Below are 16,242 nucleotides of genomic sequence, written 5' to 3'. Positions count from 1 at the left end.
AGAGAGCAGCAGCAACTCTGCCGCTGGGTAATGACTTGATTTTTTGCTCCGGGTGTTGCAATGACGAAAACAGGAGTCGGCAATCTACAGTCCCCAGTCGGCAAAAAACAATTGCCGACTGTGGACTGCCGACTGATTAGTTACATAACTTTAAATATGTAGAAGATATAAGTTTTTATATAGCATCCAATATCCAATATCTAATTTTTAATCTCTTTCCTCCAGTTTGGATTATGGATCTCTCCGATAGCATCTGAATGAATAAGCCTGTAGTTATTATCAGCCCTGTTATTTTGAACAAAAACAAAGATCTTGTTGCTTTGGTTTTTTAGCGTGTAATAATGCCATATTTCATAGGGTATGCTGGAATTATTGGTCCTGGTATGGTCGGTAAATTCATTTTCAACCCTGTTTGGTTTACCATATTGCAGATAAACCCTTCCCCTGTCGGTTTCATACACCCTCATACTTTGGGACGAATATTTTTTTTCCGCGGTCTTCAGTCTTTTTAAATAGTCATTCCAGAGCAGCTCAGGTTTAATAAAGGATGTCACTCCTAACGGGTGACCACCCGAAAGGGTGGGATCAAGCGCACCCTTCTTCATCAATTCACTTCTTTTTTCCCAGAAATAATACATATATTGCTTTTGTTGAAGCGTATCACCGCTTTTTACTAAAGCAAAAATAAAATCTATCTCATTTTTTTTTGCTACCGGCCTCAATGCTAACAAATACACGCCTATTTTGTGATTATCAATTTTATCAGCAAATGTTCCGGCAATTTCAAACTTCAATTTTTCTGTGCCGCCTTCAATATCTACAATTTCTACAGGATTACTTCTTTGGAAGAAGTGTTTTTTTGAAGCTAATGAATTATTATTTTTATCTCTCACATCTATCACAAAATAGTAATTGCCGGAAGGGAGATTAGTAATATCAATTTCACTTAAAAGCGGGTTTACATGCAGGGCTTTTTGCTTACTGAATCTGCCGATATTCTTTAATTGCCTGCTGGTATTTGCACGGCTTACTTTATATAGAACCACGAAAGGCTCATTGCCGCCTAAAATTTCATCCGCATTATAGATCTCAGCATAAAATTTGATTTTATTAACATTTTTAGGGAAAAAGGATGAATTGTAGGTGATCATTTGATAACCGTGTTTTACAAAACCTGCCTCGTTGATCCCGGGTTCTCGGGATTCTTCGGAGTCATTTTCTTGTGGTTTTTCCATACCTGTCTGTGCCCCATAGTACCCGGTGACAGGCTCATGTTTTTTGTAAGATTCCAATAGTTGAATATCGCTAACGGAAAGTAATCCCTGGGGATAACCTATTTCTAATGGTATTGATATGTTAAAACTGCTGTCTGACACTGAATTATTATCTTTGACACTCAATGCCAGGTTGTAATTATTATTTTTTAGATAGATGCGTTTTTGAGTACTAAAATTGAAAATGGTTTTATTGGTATCACCAATTTCCGGTGAAAGCATATTAAATTTATCATAATAGATTGTATCCTTGCTGTCGGAAAGCTGAATTGTTACAAATACCGATCCCTGGTATTTATCCTTGCTTTTTTTAATATAGTGTAGTGAATTACCATCTATGCTGATATAAACTTCAAGAATACTGGTTGTATCCGTAACTTTAAACCTGCAATAATCTATTGTGGCTTGTAGTGAACGGGTTTGTAGAGCAAAAACGTATTTTTGCCCTGCAAGCCCGTTCACTACAAGAGTAATATTTTGGATAAATATGAATATGAATAAAACAGGTCGTTTGAGCGCATAGCGCATGGAGCATGGAGTATTAAGCATAACGTTTTAGGGGGCTTTGAAAAACTAACAAAAACCGTTAAATTATAAAGTTAAATTTTATTTTTTAAAAAGCAACATGCAAAAGTTACTAATTGAACTACATTACCTTCCTTGTATTGAATATTTTTGCCATTTAATAAAATTCAAGCAAATTGAGATAGAAGCAAACGAATTTTTTGAAAAGCAGAGCTACCGCAGCCGTTGTTATATCCTTTCAGCCAATAAGGTGCAGATGCTGTCAATACCTGTAAAAAAGCAGGGAGCGTGGGGCAGGTCGAAGACCCAGACACAGTTGGGGGAGCAGGGCAAGCAGAATACAAAAATATTATATAAAGATGTGCAAATAGATTATAACCAGAACTGGGTAAACAATCATTGGAATTCTATTCGATCTGCTTACGGCAAAGCGCCTTATTTTGAATTTTATGCCGAATTTTTCAGGGAAATCCTTTTTAAGAAGATCAAGTATTTATTTGATCTGAACACAGAAATGCTTGATCTTTGCCTAAAGTTATTGCAGGTAAAATGTGGGATTGAATTCACGGAACGTTTCATTTGTAGAGACGTTGCCCCGACAAATCGGGATTTCAGAGAATCTTCAACATGCAACGTCTCTACAAATGAAACGCCTGCTGATAATACTTATGACATGAGAAACGTGATTAACCAAAAAAAAGAAAGCAAACATTTATTCAAACCATGTCACTACCAGCAGCTTTTTGGAAATAAATTTGCTGCCAATCTAAGCATTATTGATCTTTTGTTTTGTGAGGGGGGGGATGCTTTGAGCGTTTTACAAAGTTCTGAAATAATCTTTGAACCATAATTTTAGTTCATGGTTTTTGGTTATTAGTTTTAGTTATTTGGTTATTAGTTTTAGTTCATTGGTTCAATAGTTTGCTAATGCCGGACTCATGGCACGACCAACAAACTAAAAAACTATAACCATAAACTATCAAACCATAACCAAAAACTAACAACCAAAAACTAAATATTTTGCCATGAATGACGATAAAAGTTGCTGGCTTTCTCAAATTTCTTACAAAATTTGCTTGGAAAGGGAAAATTTTGTTTATTTGCATTTTCATATAAACTATAATTTACTAAACATCATGAAAAAAATAATTCTATTGTCATTAATAGCAATGTTTTTTGCTACTCTTGTAGATGCTCAAAGTATCTCATCTTACAGCATTGTTACAACTGGTTCAGTTCTAAACTCGCAAAAAGGTGTATCTTTAACGCAGCCAATGTACCAGGAACTGCAAACTCGATCATCTGAGAGGACAATTATTGATGAATTAGAAACCCAGGGTAGTGTTAAAATATATCCCAACCCTTTTACTGAAATGGTTACTGTAAATATTGTTGCTAACGAAAATGGAAAACTAAAAATAGAATTGTACAATATAATTGGGGCTAAAGTTACGCAGGATAAAACGTTCTTTTATTCTTCAATCACGAGTACTAGGGAAGAAATACAAATTGATTTGAGTGGACTTTCTAATGGTATGTACTTTTTAAAAACAACTTACACCCCATTAAATAAAAGAAGTTTAACTGGACTGGTAGAGCAAAACGAAACCAAAGAAACATTAATAAAGCTTATCAAACAATAACTCTTCGTCAGACTACTATGTATGGGTAGGGAGTAGGGCAAGTGGTCAGACGAATAAAAAAAAAATCATGAAAACAACAAATTTATTACTCGTTTTATCAGCGTTCTTAACGCTTGGAGCGTTAGGAACGCTCACTGTAAATGCACAGGATATGGCAAACGGAACGCCCCAGGCTGTTCGTTACCAGGCATTAGCCAAAGACCAGCAGGGAAATCCCGTAAGCAACCAGCTTATATCATTAAGGATAAGCATTTTCAGCGGAACGATTAATGGAACGTTGGAATGGGAGGAAACACACTTTCCAGCCACAGATGTTAACGGCTTGTTTGAAGCGCTGATAGGAGCTGGGGTGCGTACAGGAGGAGCAAAAGCGACTTTTTCTGAGGTTGAGTGGGCAAGCAAAAAGCATTTCCTGAAAGTGGAAATGGATATTACTGGCGGTACTAACTTTGGGGATATGGGTACGACCCAGTTCTGCTCAGTGCCTTTTGCTTTTAGCGCTTCCGAAGCCAGAAAAGCTGTGATGGCTGATACTGCACGTGTGGCGATTAAAGCTGATACGGCAAAAGTAGCATTGCAGGCTGTTTGTGGATGTACGCTGGACGATGCTTATGATAATGGTACACCCGGGCTCCCTAGAATTATCACAGCAGATGATGGATCAGTTAAAATTGAAGTACTGCCTGGAGCACATTGGGGATTGCTAATCAAAGCCTTTGGACCTGTCACCGGAGCCGCAAGATTTACCAGTGATACTAATAGTGCCAATCCAACGGTAAGTGTAGCTCACGAAGGAGCAGGGGTTCAATCATCAGCAATTGGAGCCAGTACTATTAATCAAAATAATATAGCTCCCGTTATTATAGCTCAATCATTTTCAGGTTTTAATACTTTTACGGGGCCTACTGGACAAGGAAATAATTCAATTTTGGGTCTTAATATGGGATTTTCTAATTACCAGCCTTCAATTGTTGGTTTGACTGTGGGAAGAGGATCAGCAGGTTATTTCAGATCTTTAATAAATCAAGATAATACACAGGCAGTTTTGCGTGTTGAATCTGATTTACCGCTCACACCGATAGGGACATTTGACGCCCTTGATAATTCTCATAGTGTAGACGTATTAAGGGCCAGCACTATTGGAACAGGCCGTGCAGGTATGTTTCAGATTGATAACACAGGTAATGGCAGCAATGCCTTGCAGGCACATACCAATGGATCAGGCAATGCAATAAGGGGAGTTAGCTTAGCTGCTGGTACAGGCGGTGCAGGCTCATTTCAAGTTAATAATACAGCCAATACAAGCAATGCCCTTGAAGTAACAAATTCCGGAACCGGTATTACGGGTATGTTCAATAGTATCAATAATACCGGAGTCAATGATCCTACATTATTTTCATTAAATCAAGGTATAGGCTTTGGCAGTGTGGCAGGGTTGTTTGCTAACTTAAATACTAATAACAATGCTTTCACTGCATTATATGCTGCTACAACTGGAATAGGCAGAACCGCATTTTTTTATAATTTCAATGCTGCTAATGACAGTAATGTTGTAGAAGCTACAGCAGAAGGTACCGGTACCATCATGAGGGCTTACAGTAATACTTTAGGCCCGCAAAAACATGCAGGGCATTTTTCAGGTACCCATACTACTGCTCCTGCAACGCAGGCTGAATCTGTGGTTTTCTCAGAAAGCGATGGTTTTGGGCTTAGTTATCATGGGATCAATTCCGGTAGTTCTGCGGGAGTAGCATCTTTTAATGTTGAAAATACTGCAAGTACAGGAACCGCCTTAATTACCACTACTAACGGATCGGGTAACGGTATATTAAGCTTTGCCAATGATGGAGATGCAGTGCAGGCATTAAGCGGCAGTGGATCAAGCGGTAATGCTTTATATGCATTTAAAGATCCTACTGATCCTGCAGGAAAGGCAGCTCTTTTTGATGGAGATGTAGAAGTTATTGGTGTTTTTGATGTTGTTGGGACAAAAAATGCAATTGTTAAGAATCATTTGGGTGAAGTAAAAACTACGTATGTTTCAGAAAGTACTGAAGTTTGGTTTGAAGATTTGGGTTTTGGCACGCTTGTAAATGGTGAAGCAACAATAAATATCGAGGAGGAGTTTCTATCACTAATAAATACTAATGAGCCTTACCATGTAGAAATTCAATTAGAAGGTTTTTGTAAAGACGGAGTATTCATTACCGATAAAACACTTACTTCATTCAAGGTAGTACAAAACACACCTGGCCAAGGTCAGGGACAAGGACAATTGTGTAATGCGCCTTTCAGTTACCATATTACGGCAAAACGGGAAGGATTTGAAACTTTAAGATTGGCAACGAGAGAGCAAACCAGAATAGTTACACAACAACATTTACAAACTGTTTTTCCGGAAAAAATCGCAGCAGCACAGCAAAAAGTCAATGATGCCCTAAGTGAAACTAGTAATTTAGTATCACCGGGTTATACAATTGATAAACCTGCCCCGCCCCCTTCAGTTCAAACTATTGTACCTAATCCATGGATTAACGGAAGCATTGACGTAGTCGCACCGGTAGATACTGTTTCAATAACTATACCTGATATTCCGGGTGGTCCTTAATAAGATTATTCACACAAATCAATTCAAACAATATTAAACTTAACAACAATTATCATGAAAACCATCATTAATAAAAAAACAGCAGCTTTATGCGGAAGTTTCGTTGCGGCTATAGCGCTCACAAACTTCAGTTTTGCACAGCAAGTGATCTTCTTTGAAGATTTTTCTACAGCGGCAGGTTCTACACCGCCAGCCGGGTGGGATACCCTAACTCAAGCATGTGATCCCGCTTTGGATATCTGGTATTTTGATAATCCTAATTCAAGACCTATCACTCCACCTATTGATAATTTTCATGCTATCTTTGACAGCAAATACAATGATTGCCAGTATCCAGGAGTTTCATCATGTTGCTTAGTTGGTACATGCAGTTGTTTTGCCGGTAGAAGAGTAATTCTGAAATCCCCTGTTTTTAATGCGTCTGCACTTGATACTGTATGGCTTAGATGGGATCAAAGCTTACAGATAAATACAGGTGATAGTATAATTGTTGATGTATTTAATGGAACTAGCTGGGTAAGAGTATGGGACACATTATCCCCTGGTATGGCTACTCCTTTGGATAATTCAAAGTTATTCAATATTTTTACCATAGTTTCAGGAGTTTCGAATGCACAGGTAAGGTTTATATTTTCAGCGCAAACGTCAGGCGGTGAGTCCTACTGGATGATTGATAATGTCCATATATATGTTTCAATATTAACAGCTAATGCAGGTATTGATGTTAATATTAATTGCATGGATAGTGTAGTCATAGGGGGTACACCAACCGCTTTCGGTGGCAGTGGTATATATACTTACTCATGGACGCCTTCATCAGGTTTAAATGATCCCACTTTAGCTAATCCAACAGCTTCTCCATTTGATACAACAACCTATACTGTAACGGTACTGGATACCAATGGTTCTACCGCCTCAGATAGCGTTACTGTAAATATTATCGCACCACTTCCACAGCCTATTTGTATAATAACAATTGATAGTACTTCAACAAAAAACATAATTGTATGGGAGAAACCGGTATCTCCTGTTCATATTGATAGCATCAGGATTTATAGAAATATTCTTGGGTCTTACACACATATTGGTAGTGCTTTTTATAACTCATTGAGTGTGTTTGTTGATACTAGTAATATTGTGGATCCACAAGCTACCTCCTACAGATATAAATTATCTGTGATAGATTCTTGTGGCAATGAAAGTGCATTAGGCGATTTTCACGAAACGATTCATCTCCTCGCCAGTCCGGGTACCGGTAATGAAATAAATCTTACATGGGATGCTTATGAAGGGTTTACGTTTAATTTCTACACAATTTTACGATATAATCAGGTATCTGGTAATTTTGACTCATTAGCCTCTGTCCTCAGTACAAATTTTACCTATACTGATTGGTCGCCTCCGCAACAGGGAAATGTGAAATATGTAATAGAGGTTATTCCACCTTCGATTTGTACACCTTCTTTGAAAGCAACTATTTATAATTCAGTAAGGTCTAATATATCTAATGTTGATCAACCTTCTTATATTAACCAATATTTAATATTCAATAGTTATTTTACAATTTATCCCAATCCCAACAACGGTCAATTTAAATTAAAAATTGATAAACATAATAACGGCAACCTGTCCATCGCTCTATATCAAATTAACGGGAAGTTGATATTCTCTCAAAGTTTACCAGACCGTAAAAGTAAGGTAAGCCTGCCTATTGATTTGAGTAAATATGTGAAAGGTATATATTACTTGCAAATAGTAAGTGATAGGGAGGTAGTAACAAAGAAAGTGATATATCAATAAAAACTAACAGATAATAAATAAAACCTAAAAATCTAAATTAAAAAAAACAACTTAAATTGTAATCATTATTAACATCATGCATCAAATTATCAGCTACTGGATGCTGGTTACTGGGTGCTGGTTGACCCTATTATTATTATTTTTTGCAACATATTGTCTTAATGCAGCTCTTTATTCACAATAGGACGTATTTTTCCTCTTTTTGTCTATTCTTCTCTTTATCAAGTGGTTATCTTTAATACTTTACCCCGCACCCCGAGTACTCGGGGTGCGGGGTTTATTAAATCAGCTGCATTTCAAACTCTTTCCATTTATCCATAAAATAATAACCCAAATTTCCACATAACAATCATTGGTAAACCCTAAAAGAGAACTAAATTTTAGATATTTTAAATTTCAGGCATTTTTTTTATATGTTTGCTTTTTAAATAGAATTAGTGTAATTCGTGGTTTCTTTTTACAAAATGATTTACCTAACCCGAAAAGAACATTTCAACGCAGCGCATAAGCTGTGTAATCCCAACTGGTCAGTAGAAAAGAACAAGGAGGTGTTTGGACTATGTGCTAATGAAAACTGGCATGGGCATAATTTTGAGCTGATCGTAACAGTAAAGGGGGCAGTGGAACCTGATACAGGTTTTGTAATTGATTTTAATAAACTAAGTGAGGTGATAAAAGAAAAGGTTATTGACAAAGTTGATCATAAAAACCTGAACCTTGATGTTGATTTTATGAAAGGAAAGATAGCAAGCTGTGAAAATCTGGTCGCAGAAGTGTGGAAAATACTTGATCCGGCTATTTGTACCATCTCTAATGCCAGGCTGCATTGTATTAAACTTTATGAGACGCCAAGGAATTATGTGGAATATTTTGGGAAAACTTAAATATGGAGGTATGCATGGATGCATGGATGCATGGTTGCAAGGATGCATGGATGCATGGATGCATGGATGCATGATTGTAAGGTAGAATAAACTATGGATGAAAAATTATTAAATAGAAACCGTAATATAAATCGTGGATTTAGAAAGCTGGAAATATGGCAATTAGCGATTGAACTCTATATATTGGTTCACAAAATACTAAAGAAAAATCCACAAATTCCATTTAAAGTTAAAGCACAGATTGAAGATTCTGCACTTTCTATGTCTGGCAATATTGCTGAAGGATATTCAAGGAGAAGTATAAAAGAAAACCTGAGATATTATGAGATTTCTTTAAGTTCGGCTGCTGAGAATTATACTCAGATGTTTGCACTTCAATCTACATCACAGATAAGTAAAGATGATTTTATAATTTATGATGACAAAATCTATGAGTTTGAAAATAAAATGATTAAAATGAATAAAAACCTGATATCAAAATTAAATTCAAATGACAAATGGAAATCAAATTATCAATAACACGTCATGCAACCATGCATCCATGCAATCATGCAGTCATGCAACCATGCAACCATGCAATTAATAAAGATAATAAACGAAGAAGTTTAGAGTCCTGACGCAATGAAATATTATATTATAGCAGGTGAAAGTTCCGGTGACCTTCATGCGTCTAACCTGATGAAGGAGATAAAAAAAGGAGATACAAATTGGGAATTTCGTTGTTGTGGCGGTGATACAATGAAAAAAGAGGGCGCAACCCTTGCAATTCACAATAAAGAGCTCTCTTTTATGGGCATTCTTGAAGTGGCTGCTAAATTTGGTAAAGTGCTGAGACTGCTGAAAGTTTGTAAAAGAGATATTCTACGTTATAAGCCAGATGTACTCATTTTAGTTGATTTTGCCGGCTTTAATATGAGGGTAGCAAAATTTGCCAAAAAGCATAGGTATAAAGTCTTTTATTATATATCTCCAAAAGTTTGGGCATGGAATCAGTCGAGGGTTTTCAAAATAAAGAAGCTGGTTGACAGGATGTTTGTTATTTTTCCTTTTGAAAAAGAATTTTACAAAAAATTTGATTACCAGGTAGATTACGTAGGCAACCCGACACTGGATGCTGTATCAGGCCATCAAATAAATCACAATTTCAGACAACAACACGAGCTTGATCAAAAGCCAATTCTGGCAATACTCCCCGGCAGCCGCAGGCAGGAAATTAAAAAAATGTTGCCTTTTGTAAATAGTATCTGTAAGGCATTTGGCGATTATCATATTGTAGTAGCAGCAGTTTCCAATGTGTCTGGTTCATTATATGAACAAATCCTAAATCCAATCCCCAGTGTCCCCAGAGTTGCAGGGGAAAGGCGGAACGAAATCCAAAACCTTAAGATCGTCTACGATCAAACCTATGATCTGTTAGCTCATTCAGAAGCTGCGCTGGTGACATCAGGCACAGCGACTTTGGAAACTTCATTGCTGGGAATACCTCATGTTGTTTGTTACAAAACCAGCGTGATCTCTTACCTGATCGTACGGCTTTTAATAAAAGTCAAATATATTTCTTTGGAAAATTTAATTGCAGGGAAGGAAATAGTGAAGGAATTGATACAGCAGGATTATAATCTACGCAATATCATTGATGAATTCAAAAAGGTGCTTTTTAACCCAGAATGTAGAAATAGACAGATTGAAGAATTTAAGAAGATCGGGTTAATGCTGGGGGAAAAGGGGGCTTCTGCCAAAGCAGCTTCATTGATGGTGAAGTATCTGGCGCAGGGCGCATAGCGCAGGGCGTTCCACCATGCTCAGGCCCTTTTGGCATGCGCTATGCGCCCTGCGCTTTAGGCAACTTTCAGCCCTTTAAACTTCGACTTTTCAAACTCTTTTTCAACATAATTTTTTGTGACCACAAACTTATCAACTCCTTCTTTTGATGGTAGTTCAAACATAGCATCTGTCATAATCGTTTCGCATACGGACCTTAAACCTCTTGCTCCCAGCTTATATTCCATAGCTTTATCTACAATATATTCCAATGTTTCTTCTTGAAATTTTAGCTTGATACCTTCCATCTCAAAGAGCTTAATATATTGTTTTATAATCGCATTCTTTGGCGTAGTAAGAATTTTTCTTAAATCTTCCTTATCAAGCGGGTCTAAGTAAGTAACCACTGGCAGGCGGCCTATCAATTCAGGGATAAGTCCATAAGTTCTTAGATCCTGAGCGGTAACATAGTGATATATATTATCTTTAATAAACTCAAAATCTTCATCATCTTTACTGGCAAATCCGATAGGCCTTTTATTCAAGCGCCCTGCAATTATTTTATCTATCCCGTCAAATGCGCCACCACAGATAAACAAAATATTTTCAGTATTTACAACGATCATCTTTTGTTCAGGATGTTTTCTGCCGCCTTTTGGGGGGACATTTATCGTAGTACCTTCAAGCAATTTTAACAATGCCTGCTGAACGCCTTCACCACTCACATCTCTTGTAATGGAGGGGTTGTCAGCTTTCCTGGCTATTTTATCTATTTCATCAATATAAACAATACCTCTTTCGGCTGCAGCAAGATCAAAATTAGCTACCTGCAACAATCTTGTCAATACACTCTCAACGTCTTCACCTACATAACCTGATTCAGTTAATACAGTTGCATCAGCAATACAGAATGGAACCTGCAGTATCTTTGCAAGCATACGGGCAAGATAGGTCTTGCCTGTACCGGTCTCACCAACCATTATTATGTTTGATTTTTCGATAATGGTATCCTCATCAACTCTCTTCTGCATTAATCGTTTGTAATGATTATAAACCGCTACTGCTATCACTTTTTTAGCAGCATCCTGGCCTATTACAAACTCATCGAGAAATTTTTTCATGTCTACAGGCTTGATAAGGGTAAATTTGGGCGAGTATCTTCCGTCTTTACCTTTGGTCTCTTCTTTTAAAATTTGTTGCGCCTGAGCTATACATTCATCGCAAATGTGGCCATGAATGCCTGATATCATCAACGCGACATCTTTTTTGGTCTTTTCGCAAAATGAACAAGTGATTAAAGCCATTTTTTTATTTACGATAGTAATTCAATAGTAATTGAGAAGTATAATTGAGTGTCATAATAACTATTACTTTTGCAACTAAGTACTACACTATGCGTCTTTGGCTTTGCGCTTCAGCAGCACTTCATCAACGAGACCATATTTTTTCGCTTCTTCTGCTGTCATCCAGTAATCTCTGTCAGCATCATTCCATATTTTTTTATATTCTTTACCTGTATGAAGTGCAATGATCTCGTACAATTCTTTTTTTAATTTCTGGATCTCCCTGGCAGTAATCTCAATATCCGAAGCTTGTCCCTGAATCCCACCTATGGGCTGATGCACCATAATCCTCGCATGAGGCAGTGCAGATCTTCTTCCGGCTGCCCCCCCGCAGAGAAGAATAGCGCCCATTGATGCGGCTAAGCCAGTGCATATAGTTGCAATTTTAGGATTTATATATTGCATAGTGTCATAGATACCCAAACCTGCATAAATCGATCCTCCGGGAGTATTTATATACATCAGGATATCCCTGCTGGCATCTGTTGATTCCAGGAATAATAATTGTGCTGTGATGATATTTCCAATATTGTCATCAATTGGTAAGCCCAAAAAAATGATCCTATCCATTATCAATCGAGAAAAAACATCAATTTCTCTAAAATGTGTAGGGCGTTCCTCTATCACCGAACGGGTCATATTTTCCACCGTACTGATATAATCATCAACCACCATTGAGCTCATACCCCGGGCTTTTATGGCGTATTTTCTGAATTCTTCTTTGTTGAGCATAATTTACTGTAGTCGGAATTTCAATGTTTAAATGAAATTTATATTCAAATCTATTATTTGTGCTCTTAATGAACAGCTACTGGGCTCTGGTTACTGGGTTCTGGGTTATTAGTAATTCTTTCTGACAGTATTCACTCTACCAGTACCCAGCACCCAGTACCCAGTAACTTTATATTATTTTTACTTCGCTCAATATTTAGTAATTTCATTTTTTAATTAATTTGCGAAGATAAGTTCTTAATTATTAGCATCGGGTCTTCACTCAACCGCAAGCTTTTTAAATTCCTCTATATCTACTTTTTTCTCTTTAATAGTGATATTTTCCTTTATAAATTTAGTTGTTTTCTGAAAAAACAGTTGCTGATACAAGTTCTGGTAATTTCTACCGTCATTTTCTTTTAAATAATTGTTAGCAAAGGCATTAATATTTTCTTCTGTTTGCTGATTCATTTCCAGGTTAGCATAACGAGATCTTACAATTAAAGTTGCCATTTGTAATATTTCTTCATTAGTGACCTTTATTTTATTATCATCAGCAATTTTATTTTGAATAAGCGACCATTTGAGCTCCTGAACATAATCATCAAACACAGTAACAAATTGTTTTTTAGTAAGATCACCATTGTTAGAAACCGAAAACCATTTATTAAGAAAATCCATTGGAAGATCCATTTTAGTATTTAGTAATATCATATCCCGAATCTCCTTTAATAAGAAATTATCAGATTCCTTTTCATAATTATGGGCAATTGTTTCTTTTAATTTTTCAGTAAATTCTTCTTTGCTCCTAACCACCCCTTCTCCAAACACCTTATCAAAAAATTGCTGGTCGAGTGAAGGAGAACTTTTTTTATTTTTGCTGCCAATTTTCTTTACAAGGTCATCAATGGCATCATTAACAGTTTTATCGGTAATTTTAATCTTGTACCTGTTTAGCCTCAGCTTTTTTGAAATATCACATATAAAATCAGGTGTAATGCCGATATCATATTTAAATTCAAATTCATTTTGATTCTCCCAGTCAATATTATTGTTTTTATCATTATCCGGCAAAGGCTCACCGATAAGCTTGATCTTATTTTCTTTCAGATAGTTACTGACCGATTCCCTTACAAGATTGTTGATCTCATCAATGAGCAATCTTTTCCCGATCATTTTTTTTATAATAGATACAGGAACCTTACCCTGCCTAAAACCCTTTAATTTAGCGCTTTTTCCGTAGTCCTTGACTTTTTTGTCTATGTTTGACTGGTAATCTTCTTTGGCTATGCTTACTTTGAGAGCAGCATTTCCTGAATCTTTATTATCTAATGTTATTTGCATGAAAAATTTCTAAAATAATGCCTAAAATTAAAGAAATTGATGTTTATACTGAACAAAAATTTCAGGAATTTAGTGCATTTTAGGCATTTCTTCGTGCGGATGAAGGGACTCGAACCCCCATGGGCAAAGCCCGCTAGCTCCTAAGGCTAGTGCGTCTACCAATTCCGCCACATCCGCAGGCTATTAGGCGATTTTTTGATTTAGAGATTTGGTGATTCACAAATCAATAAATTTCCAAATCGGTAAATCATTAAATAGATTCGGGGCGAAGGTAAGAAATAAGATTGGAAATACTATTATAGTAGCTCGGAAAAGTGAGAGTGGTTATTTTTTCACTTTCACTTTTACGTTCACTGTAACTCTTAAAATATTAGCTACATCTTCCTTTGATATACAAATTTACTCTAAACCAAACTCCATCACCACTTCCCCCAAATCATATACCACCACATCTTTAACATGATTCCTGATAATACAAGAACCCGCAGCCGAACGATAACCACCGGCACAATGAACAACGATCGGTTTATTTAAAGGTATTTCATCTATACGCTCTCTTAACTGGGGTAAAGGAACATTGAGGCTGTTTGAAAATAGCTGACTGTCCCTCGCTTCCGATTCATTTCTTATATCAATGACAGTATATGAATCAGGGGCAGATTTGAAATGTTCCAGGTCTAATGATGGATTTGTCTCATTAGTGTTATCAGGATTAACAAAAGCCGCTTTAATGTTGGTCTCATATCCTATTTTAGCTATCCTGCGGATTACCTTTTCCAGGGCTTCTTCATTTTCAGCAGTCAGGTAAAACTTTTCTTCGGGGCCAATAATGGAACCTAACCAGGTTTCAAACCTGTCACCTTCCAGGTCAGCAATGTTGATAGCTCCTTTTATATGTCCTGCTTTAAATTGTTGTTGCGGACGGGTATCAATAATTAGAAAACCTGCCAGGTTTACATCGAACTCAATGCGTGGAACGGCTTTAACGCTTTCTTCAAGGTCGCGGGCGCCTTTCTTGTTCTGCTCCACAGCATAACCAAAGTATTTAGGTACAAAAGGCTGATCCTTTAGCAGCACCTCTGTAAATTCATCTTCACTCATTGGCTGCAAGGCATAATTATTGCTTTTTTCTTTGCCCATTGTACTGCTCAGATCAGGACTTAAGTGCCTGCCGCAAAGGCTGCCGGCACCATGAGCAGGATAAACCAGCACATCATCATCCAGGGGTATGAGCTTTTCTCTTGTAGAACGATACATGTCCCTGGCTAATCCTTCTCTTTTAGCGGTAACATGGCCTGCTTTTTCTCTCAAGTCCGGTCTGCCTACATCCCCGATAAATAAGGTATCACCGGTAAATACTGCATAATCTTTACCATGTTCATCTTCCAGCACTATGCTAATGCTGTCAGGAGAATGGCCGGGCGTGTTTAGGGACTTTAGTGTCACGTCACCCAATTTAATCGTTTCCCCTTCATCAAAGCTACAATGCGGGTAGTCAGCTCCGAGTAATTTACTTACATAAATGGTTGCTCCTGTTTTTTTACTGATTTCAAGATGACTACTGACGAAATCAGCATGGGGGTGTGTCTCAATTACAGCCACAATTTTGGCATTATTAAGACGGGCAAATTCATAGTAAGGCTGTGCATTGCGCCCTGGGTCAATAACTGCCATTTCACCATTACTTAGAATAGCGTAAGAGGCATGGGCTAATGATCCATCGTAAAATTGTTCAATTTTCATTAAAAACATTGAAATTCCGATAAATCAAGTTACCGGACAATTCTTATCAGAAATTTTTATTGGTTTGTGGCCGGCAGGGTATTTAGGTTCTTGATTACCTTCCGGAGACAATATACCCTTGCTCTTTAATGATTTTCCATCTTTATCCAGCACTTCCTTACCCTGATCCTTTTCAAGCGATCCTTCATCCAGGGTACCCGGGGTAGCATTAGTATTATTTTTTTTACCAGAGGGAATTTTACCATCATCTTTTTCCCCCTTATCAAGAGAGGGTAGGGGGGATAGGGGGGTGGCATTTTCACTCTGAGCGAAAGAAAAAGCGCCCAAGAAAAATAAAATCAATACCAGAAACAATAGCTTTTTAAACATCAAATTATTCATGGTTTAAGACTTGCTGTAAATAAAAAACAAATATACAAATAAAAAAGTAAACATCCAAACAATAACCGCAAACGCCATGCCCCGCACATAAATAAGTTGGCAGTTGGCAGTCGGCAAATTTGCTGACTGCCGACTGTGGACTGCCGACTGTGGACTGCCGACTGTGGACTGCCGACTGTGGACTGCCGACTGTGACTGCCGACTGTGCACTGCCGACTGTGGACT

At 37.3% G+C, this 16,242-nt stretch carries 13 protein-coding genes and 1 tRNA gene; 7 read left to right on the top strand and 7 right to left on the bottom strand.

Translation table 11 applies throughout. From position 1 onward, the window contains the following. Positions 1-200: 200 nt before the first annotated feature. Positions 201-1,823 carry a GWxTD domain-containing protein gene (locus tag FVQ77_03050; protein ID MBW8049319.1) on the bottom strand — a complete coding sequence of 541 codons (1,623 nt, stop codon included), beginning with the start codon at positions 1,821-1,823 and terminating at the stop codon, positions 201-203. 76 nt (positions 1,824-1,899) lie between these two features. Between FVQ77_03050 and FVQ77_03045 the strand changes: the two genes are divergently transcribed. The 7 genes from FVQ77_03045 to lpxB all read left to right on the top strand — a co-directional run bounded on the left by FVQ77_03045 (position 1,900) and on the right by lpxB (position 10,516). Continuing rightward, positions 1,900-2,649, top strand: coding sequence for a WbqC family protein (locus tag FVQ77_03045; protein MBW8049318.1), 750 nt, complete (start codon positions 1,900-1,902; stop codon positions 2,647-2,649). Positions 2,650-2,824: 175 nt separating this feature from the next. Beyond that, a complete protein-coding gene (locus FVQ77_03040) occupies positions 2,825-3,442 on the top strand; it encodes a T9SS type A sorting domain-containing protein (GenBank protein MBW8049317.1) in 618 nt (205 codons plus the stop codon). Between the two features lie 67 nt (positions 3,443-3,509). Beyond that, on the top strand, positions 3,510-6,050 hold the full coding sequence (locus FVQ77_03035; GenBank protein MBW8049316.1) for a hypothetical protein: 2,541 nt from the start codon (positions 3,510-3,512) through the stop codon (positions 6,048-6,050). 54 nt (positions 6,051-6,104) lie between these two features. Next, entirely contained in the window at positions 6,105-7,850 is a 1,746-nt protein-coding gene (locus tag FVQ77_03030; protein MBW8049315.1) for a T9SS type A sorting domain-containing protein, read from the top strand. Between the two features lie 464 nt (positions 7,851-8,314). Continuing rightward, positions 8,315-8,734 carry a 6-carboxytetrahydropterin synthase gene (locus FVQ77_03025; protein ID MBW8049314.1) on the top strand — a complete coding sequence of 140 codons (420 nt, stop codon included), beginning with the start codon at positions 8,315-8,317 and terminating at the stop codon, positions 8,732-8,734. A 93-nt stretch (positions 8,735-8,827) separates the two neighbouring features. Next, entirely contained in the window at positions 8,828-9,253 is a 426-nt protein-coding gene (locus FVQ77_03020; GenBank protein ID MBW8049313.1) for a four helix bundle protein, read from the top strand. Between the two features lie 102 nt (positions 9,254-9,355). Then, positions 9,356-10,516, top strand: a complete 1,161-nt coding sequence (lpxB, locus tag FVQ77_03015; protein MBW8049312.1) for a lipid-A-disaccharide synthase — start codon at positions 9,356-9,358, stop codon at positions 10,514-10,516. A gap of 56 nt (positions 10,517-10,572) precedes the next feature. Here lpxB and clpX read toward each other — a convergent pair whose 3' ends face one another. From clpX to FVQ77_02985, 6 genes are all read right to left on the bottom strand, one after another. Next, on the bottom strand, positions 10,573-11,799 hold the full coding sequence (gene clpX, locus FVQ77_03010; GenBank protein ID MBW8049311.1) for an ATP-dependent Clp protease ATP-binding subunit ClpX: 1,227 nt from the start codon (positions 11,797-11,799) through the stop codon (positions 10,573-10,575). Positions 11,800-11,886: 87 nt separating this feature from the next. Continuing rightward, positions 11,887-12,573 (bottom strand): ATP-dependent Clp protease proteolytic subunit, encoded by a 687-nt coding sequence (locus FVQ77_03005; protein MBW8049310.1) that lies wholly within the window; start codon positions 12,571-12,573, stop codon positions 11,887-11,889. Positions 12,574-12,828: 255 nt separating this feature from the next. Then, on the bottom strand, positions 12,829-13,893 hold the full coding sequence (locus FVQ77_03000; GenBank protein ID MBW8049309.1) for a hypothetical protein: 1,065 nt from the start codon (positions 13,891-13,893) through the stop codon (positions 12,829-12,831). A 94-nt stretch (positions 13,894-13,987) separates the two neighbouring features. After that, positions 13,988-14,070 (bottom strand) — tRNA-Leu (locus FVQ77_02995). A 222-nt stretch (positions 14,071-14,292) separates the two neighbouring features. Beyond that, positions 14,293-15,636, bottom strand: coding sequence for an MBL fold metallo-hydrolase (locus FVQ77_02990; GenBank protein MBW8049308.1), 1,344 nt, complete (start codon positions 15,634-15,636; stop codon positions 14,293-14,295). A gap of 24 nt (positions 15,637-15,660) precedes the next feature. Continuing rightward, a complete protein-coding gene (locus FVQ77_02985; protein ID MBW8049307.1) occupies positions 15,661-16,017 on the bottom strand; it encodes a hypothetical protein in 357 nt (118 codons plus the stop codon). Positions 16,018-16,242: the final 225 nt, after the last annotated feature.

It is taken from the genome of Cytophagales bacterium (assembly GCA_019456305.1).
In the GTDB taxonomy this organism is placed as follows: Bacteria; Bacteroidota; Bacteroidia; order Cytophagales; family VRUD01; genus VRUD01.
Note: the sequence above shows the minus strand (reverse complement) of the source record. Positions and strands in the feature narration are given on the sequence as shown.

What these genes read in the sequence shown, in the direction of transcription:
- FVQ77_03020 (MBW8049313.1), top strand. Translation starts at nt 8,828, where the DNA reads ATGGATGAAAAATTATTAAATAGAAACCGTAATATAAATCGTGGATTT.
- FVQ77_03050 (MBW8049319.1), bottom strand. Translation starts at nt 1,823, where the DNA reads ATGCTTAATACTCCATGCTCCATGCGCTATGCGCTCAAACGACCTGTT.
- FVQ77_02990 (MBW8049308.1), bottom strand. Translation starts at nt 15,636, where the DNA reads ATGAAAATTGAACAATTTTACGATGGATCATTAGCCCATGCCTCTTAC.
- clpX (MBW8049311.1), bottom strand. Translation starts at nt 11,799, where the DNA reads ATGGCTTTAATCACTTGTTCATTTTGCGAAAAGACCAAAAAAGATGTC.
- FVQ77_03045 (MBW8049318.1), top strand. Translation starts at nt 1,900, where the DNA reads ATGCAAAAGTTACTAATTGAACTACATTACCTTCCTTGTATTGAATAT.
- FVQ77_03025 (MBW8049314.1), top strand. Translation starts at nt 8,315, where the DNA reads ATGATTTACCTAACCCGAAAAGAACATTTCAACGCAGCGCATAAGCTG.
- FVQ77_03030 (MBW8049315.1), top strand. Translation starts at nt 6,105, where the DNA reads ATGAAAACCATCATTAATAAAAAAACAGCAGCTTTATGCGGAAGTTTC.
- FVQ77_03040 (MBW8049317.1), top strand. Translation starts at nt 2,825, where the DNA reads ATGAATGACGATAAAAGTTGCTGGCTTTCTCAAATTTCTTACAAAATT.
- FVQ77_02985 (MBW8049307.1), bottom strand. Translation starts at nt 16,017, where the DNA reads ATGAATAATTTGATGTTTAAAAAGCTATTGTTTCTGGTATTGATTTTA.
- FVQ77_03035 (MBW8049316.1), top strand. Translation starts at nt 3,510, where the DNA reads ATGAAAACAACAAATTTATTACTCGTTTTATCAGCGTTCTTAACGCTT.
- lpxB (MBW8049312.1), top strand. Translation starts at nt 9,356, where the DNA reads ATGAAATATTATATTATAGCAGGTGAAAGTTCCGGTGACCTTCATGCG.
- FVQ77_03000 (MBW8049309.1), bottom strand. Translation starts at nt 13,893, where the DNA reads ATGCAAATAACATTAGATAATAAAGATTCAGGAAATGCTGCTCTCAAA.